We start from the raw sequence: 1,940 nt of genomic DNA on the forward strand, positions 1-1,940 counted from the left end.
GTGGTCTGTTCAATCCCAAGGGTATCTATGCCCATGCCCTCAAAAGGAACTCGGCGGTTAATTAATTCAAATCAATAATTCGCCCGCTTACGGAACGGGTAGGATACATTGTTGAGCCTGGATTGGGGTTCGTCTGGGATCCCGCCCAAAATTTTCACTAAAATTTCGTACCTTTGTAGTTCAATCTGAACAGTAAATCACACAATGGTATCGGTACAAAACGTCTCCCTCCGCTATGGAAAGCGGGTACTTTTTGATGATGTCACTATAAAATTCACCTCCGGCAACTGCTATGGCGTTATTGGAGCTAATGGAGCGGGCAAATCAACTTTTTTGAAAATATTATCGGGCGAAATTGAAGCCCAGACTGGTTTGGTGAACATGACTCCCGGCGAACGGATGTCGGTGCTGAACCAGAATCAGTCGGCCTTCGATGAGTTTCCCGTGCTGCAAACGGTTATTATGGGCAACAAACGCCTGTACGACATTATGCAGGAGAAAGATATACTCTACGCCAAAGAAGATTTTACGGATGCCGATGGCGAAAAAGCCGCTGAACTCGAATCCGAATTTGGCGAAATGAGCGGGTGGGATGCCGAGTCGGACGCGGCCAGTCTGCTATCCGGTCTGGGCATTAAAGAAGATAGTCACTACTCGCTGATGGGCGATCTGAATGGTTCCGAAAAAGTACGGGTGCTGCTGGCACAGGCGCTATTTGGCAACCCCGATGTGCTGCTGCTCGACGAGCCGACCAACAACCTCGATGTGGAGTCGGTGGGCTGGCTCGAAAACTTCCTGGCGAACTTCAACAACACCGTTATTGTCGTATCTCACGACCGGCACTTCCTGGATCAGGTTTGTACGCAGATCGTGGATGTCGATTTCAGCAAAGTGAAGCTCTTTGCCGGTAACTATTCATTCTGGTACGAATCGAGCCAACTGGCACTGAAGCAACGGCAGGACCAGAACAAGAAAACGGAAGATAAACGCAAAGAACTGGAGGAATTCATTCGTCGCTTCTCGGCCAACGCATCCAAATCCAAACAGGCAACGAGCCGGGGTAAACTGCTCGAAAAACTCACGCTGGAAGATATTCAACCGTCGTCCCGGAAATACCCCTACGTTAATTTTAAACCCGAACGCGAACCCGGCGACCAGATTCTAACCGTCGAAAACCTTACCTATACGGCCGAGGACGGTACAAAGCTGTTTGAAAACCTAACGTTTACGGTCAATAAAGAGGACAAGATTTTTCTCTTTAGCCGCGATGGGCTGGCTGTTTCGGCGTTGCTGGATATTCTGGCGGGTGAGCGTAAAGCTGATTCGGGGACGTTCCGTTGGGGCATCACCATCACGTCGGCGTACTTCCCGACGGATGCTGAGAAAGAGAAATACTTTGAGACGGACCTGAACCTGGTAGACTGGCTCCGGCAGTATTCGGAGGAGAAAGACGAGAGTTTTATCCGGGGCTTCCTGGGTCGGATGCTCTTCTCGGGCGAAGAATCACTGAAGAAAGCGACCGTATTGAGCGGGGGCGAAAAGGTGCGGTGTATGCTCTCTAAAATGATGCTGTCGGGTGCCAATGCCCTGATGCTCGATGAACCAACCAACCACCTCGACCTTGAAAGTATCGAATCGTTGAACAACGGTATGATTGACTTCAAAGGCCCGATTCTGTTTACCAGCCATGACCACCAGTTTGTGCAAACGGTAGCCAACCGTATCATCGAAATTACCCCGGCGGGCATCCTGGATAAACTGATGACCTACGATGAATACCTCACCGACGACCGCGTGAAAGCACAGCGTGAGGAGCTGTACGAAGCCGTGGCGTGAGATTACGCGAACATGAGTCATCCCGAATTTTGGGTGATGGCGAATGCGACCATCAGTGCGTTAGTGATGGCTGAGCGTAAGCGGTAAATCGGCACCAAAGCTTT

General features: G+C 50.3%; 1 protein-coding gene. It reads left to right on the plus strand.

Annotated elements, in window-relative coordinates; genetic code table 11:
- Nucleotides 1-204: 204 nt before the first annotated feature.
- Complete coding sequence (locus B157_RS0112720) at nucleotides 205-1,836, plus strand: ABC-F family ATP-binding cassette domain-containing protein (RefSeq protein WP_020603706.1); 1,632 nt, start codon at nucleotides 205-207, stop codon at nucleotides 1,834-1,836.
- Nucleotides 1,837-1,940 lie beyond the last annotated feature (104 nt).

The organism is Spirosoma spitsbergense DSM 19989, assembly GCF_000374085.1.
Taxonomy (GTDB): domain Bacteria; phylum Bacteroidota; class Bacteroidia; order Cytophagales; family Spirosomataceae; genus Spirosoma; species Spirosoma spitsbergense.